Raw genomic sequence first — 3,894 nt, 5'->3', positions numbered from 1 at the left:
GTCGCAGCCCGGGCTGCATCCGGAACGGCGAGGTGATGGCGCTGAAGTCGAAGCCGGTGGCAGGACCCATGGTCACGGACGGTAGCAAAAAGGGCACCCGAGGGTGCCCTTTGCGGGGAGGCAGTGTGCGTGGATCAGACGCGCTTGCGGTACTCGTGCGTGCGGGTGTCGATTTCGATCTTGTCGCCGGTTTCGACGAACAGCGGAACCGAGACCTCGAAGCCGGTAGCCAGCTTGGCCGGCTTCAGCACCTTGCCCGAGGTGTCGCCCTTGACGGCCGGCTCGGTGTAGGTGATCTCGCGCACCAGGCTGGTCGGCAGTTCGACCGAGATCGCCTTGCCGTCGTAGAACACCACTTCGACGGGCATCGCGTCTTCGAGGTACTGCACCGCGTCGCCCATGTTCTCGGCCTCGACCTCGAACTGGTTGTATTCGGCGTCCATGAACGCGTACATCGGGTCGGCGAAGTAGGAGTAGGTGCACTCCTTCTTGTCGAGGATGATCTGGTCCATCTTGTCGTCGGCCTTGAACACGACCTCGGTGCCCGAGTTGTTCAGGAGGCTCTTGAGCTTCATGCGCACGGTGGCGGCATTGCGGCCACCGCGGCTGTATTCGGTCTTCAGCACGACCATCGGGTTCTTGTCGTGCATGATCACGTTGCCTGCGCGAATTTCCTGTGCGATTTTCATAACGATTTCCGTAGGGGCTGTTTTGCCTGAGCCAGCGCGCGCCGGAATGTTCAATGGCCCAGAACGCGCAAAGCCGGCGATTTTATAGCGATTCGGCGACGAAAGACAGCAACTGACCGGCGAGATCGGTCTGCGCGAGCAAGGCTTTGCGCCAATTCAGGCACTGCGCCTGCCAGGACGCGCGATCAGGCCCGATGCCGGCAGGGTCTTGCAGGCCGTTCCAGGCCCGCCACGCCGCGCGGATGTCCGGCGTGGCGCTGAAGCGGTCGAGGAAGGCCTGCAGCTTGGCCGCGTGCACGCCATCGTCCTGCGGATAGATCTGCCAGATGAATGGCTGGCCGGCCCACAGCGCGCGGACCAGCGAATCCTCGCCGCGCACGAAATTCAGGTCGCAGGCCCACAGCAGCCRGTCGAAACCGGCCTGCGCGAGGTAGGGCAGGGACAGCACCCGGATGGACGCCGGCAGCCCGGGCAGCGGCGGCGCGGTGCCGGGCACCAGCAGCAGCGTCGGCCGATGGCCGAGGGCATCGAGCAAGGCCCCGGCTGACGGCACGCGGTAGCAGAACAGGCTGGCCAGTTGCTCGCCGGGCCGCGGCGCGATCTGCCGGGCTGCGAGCCACGCCGCGCGGTCGAACGCCTCGCGCTGCGCCATCAGCCCCGGCTCGCGCAGCAGCCCGCCGGTGGCGGCCGTGAAGCCGGGGTAGAAGAACCACTTGCTCATGCCGCGTGCCGGCCCGTGCATCTGCGGCGAGCGCAGGCGGTGGCTGCGCTCCACGTAGGCCTCGGCACTCAGGTATTCGAGGTTGATCCACACCGGCGCTCTTTCGGCCGCTCTTTCGGCAATCCGCACCAGCACCGCCGGCGGCAACTCGCACCCGAAGGCCTCGACCACCACGTCGCCGATCGGCCGGGCCTCGTCCTCGGCCTCGGGCCACGCCTGCAGCTCGACACCGGCCGCGCCGCCCGGCGCCATCCACGCGAGCGCGCGTGCGTCGTCGACCCACAGCCGCACCCGCTCGCCGCGCGCGGCCAGGTCGGCGGCGAGCCGCCAGCACACGCCGATGTCCCCGAAGTTGTCGACGACGCGGCAGAAGACATCCCATTGCAGGTGCGGCATGCGCGCCATTATCGGCAGCGGCACAATCGCAACCGATGAACGAGACGACGTCGTTGCCCGAAGAACCCACCGACCCGGCGCCGCCGGCCGACCCCGGCCGCGAGCGCCTGCTCGCCGAGGTGCTGGCGCTGCCCGGCCTGCCCGGCGTCTACCGCTATTTCGACGCGAATGATGCGGTGCTCTACGTCGGCAAGGCGCGCGACCTGAAGAAGCGCGTCTCGAGCTACTTCCAGAAGAACCACGGCGGCACGCGCATCGGCCACATGATCAGCAAGATCGTGCGGATGGAGACGACGGTGGTGCGCTCGGAAGCCGAGGCGCTGCTGCTCGAGAACAACCTGATCAAGACGCTCAACCCGCGCTACAACATCCTGTTCCGCGACGACAAGAGCTACCCCTACCTGAAGATCGTCTCGCACGCGTTCCCGCGCATGGCCTACTTCCGCGGCGCGGTCGACCGCAAGCATCGCTACTTCGGGCCGTACCCGAGCGCCTGGGCGGTGAAGGAATCGATCCAGCTGCTGCAGAAGGTGTTCCACCTGCGCACCTGCGAGGACACCGTCTTCAACAATCGCACGCGGCCCTGCCTGCTGTACCAGATCAAGCGTTGCTCCGGTCCGTGCGTCGACTACATCGCCGCCGACGACTACGCGCGCGACGTGGCCAATGCCGAGCGCTTCCTGCTCGGCCAGCAGCAGGAGGTGATGGACGGCCTGCAGGCGCAGATGATGGCCCACGCCGACGCGCTGGAGTTCGAGCAGGCGGCCGAGATCCGCAACCAGCTCGGTGCCTTGTCGAAGGTGCTGCACCAGCAGTCGGTCGAGGACAACACCGGCGTGTCGACCAAGGACGCCGACATCCTCGCGGTGAAGGTGCAGGGCGGGCGGGCCTGCGTCAACCTCGCGATGGTGCGCGGCGGGCGGCACCTGGGCGACCGGCCGTACTTCCCGGCGCATGTCGAGGACGCGACCGAGATCGGCGCCGCAGGCGGCGCAGACGCGGAGAGCGAGCGCGCATCGCCCGAGGTGCAGGTGCTGGAGGCCTTCATCGCGCAGCATTACCTCGACAGCGAGGTGCCGCCGCTGCTGGTGCTGAGCCACGTGGTCGACAAGGCGCTGATCGATGCGCTGACCGAGCACAGCGGCACCCGCGTGAGCGCGCAGCACCAGCCGCGCGATGCGCGCCGCGCCTGGCTGGACATGTGCATCCAGGGCGCGCAGCTGAAGCTTGCGCGGCTGCTGTCGGAAGAGGGCTCGCAGCAGGCGCGCACGCGCGCGCTGGTCGAGGCGCTGGACCTGTCGCCGGAAAACCTCGACACATTCCGCATCGAGTGTTTCGACATCAGCCACACCGCCGGCGAGTCGACGCAGGCATCGTGCGTGGTGTTCGAGACCCACAAGATGCTGAACGCGCAGTACCGCCGCTACAACATCGAGGGCGTGACCGGCGGCGACGACTATGCCGCGATGCGCCAGGTGCTGACGCGGCGCTACAGCAAGATCGCCGCGGCGCTGGCTGACAGGGAGTCCGGCGAGCCGACGAACGTGCGCATGCCCGACCTGGTGCTGGTCGACGGCGGGCGCGGCCAGGTCAGCATGGCGCGCGAGGTGTTCGAGGAACTGGGCCTGGACCTGTCGCTGATCGTCGGCGTCGAGAAGGGCGAGGGCCGCAAGGTCGGCCTCGAGGAACTGGTGTTCGCCGACGGCCGCGAGAAGGTGTACCTGGGCAAGGATTCGGCGGCACTGATGCTGGTGGCGCAGATCCGCGACGAGGCGCACCGTTTCGCGATCACCGGCATGCGGGCGCGCCGCGCCAGCGTGCGCACCGGCGGCAGCCGGCTGGAAGACATACCCGGCGTGGGGCCGAAGAAACGTGCGAAACTTTTGCAGCGCTTCGGAGGCGTGCGTGGCGTGGGCCATGCGAGCGTTGACGATCTTGTTACTGTCGACGGAATCTCGAGGGAATTGGCGGAGGAGATCTATCGTGCGTTGCATTGAGAAGTACCCATCGCGCCGGGCGTGGCTGGGCGTGGCGATGCTCGCCGTGCTGGCCGCCTGCTCGTCGCCGCCCCCGGCACCGACACCCGCG

The 3,894-nt window shown here is 67.8% G+C and carries 3 protein-coding genes; 1 reads left to right on the top strand and 2 read right to left on the bottom strand.

The window, feature by feature from the left end; all coding sequences use genetic code 11:
* Nucleotides 1-134: 134 nt before the first annotated feature.
* Nucleotides 135-689 carry an elongation factor P gene (gene efp, locus AC1D15_RS21130; RefSeq protein ID WP_047510896.1) on the bottom strand — a complete coding sequence of 185 codons (555 nt, stop codon included), beginning with the start codon at nt 687-689 and terminating at the stop codon, nt 135-137.
* A gap of 82 nt (nt 690-771) precedes the next feature.
* Nucleotides 772-1,815 carry an elongation factor P maturation arginine rhamnosyltransferase EarP gene (gene earP, locus AC1D15_RS21125; protein ID WP_477827509.1) on the bottom strand — a complete coding sequence of 348 codons (1,044 nt, stop codon included), beginning with the start codon at nt 1,813-1,815 and terminating at the stop codon, nt 772-774.
* A gap of 26 nt (nt 1,816-1,841) precedes the next feature.
* On the opposite strand from earP, the gene uvrC reads away from it, so the two are divergent.
* Nucleotides 1,842-3,803, top strand: coding sequence for an excinuclease ABC subunit UvrC (uvrC, locus tag AC1D15_RS21120; RefSeq protein WP_477827508.1), 1,962 nt, complete (start codon nt 1,842-1,844; stop codon nt 3,801-3,803).
* Nucleotides 3,804-3,894: the final 91 nt, after the last annotated feature.

The sequence above is a fragment of the Rhizobacter sp. P2_H2 genome (assembly GCF_056403375.1).
Note: the sequence above shows the minus strand (reverse complement) of the source record. Positions and strands in the feature narration are given on the sequence as shown.

Excerpts from the sequence above, each read along its gene's own strand:
- uvrC (WP_477827508.1), top strand. The coding sequence starts at position 1,842 with ATGAACGAGACGACGTCGTTGCCCGAAGAACCCACCGACCCGGCGCCG.
- efp (WP_047510896.1), bottom strand. The coding sequence starts at position 689 with ATGAAAATCGCACAGGAAATTCGCGCAGGCAACGTGATCATGCACGAC.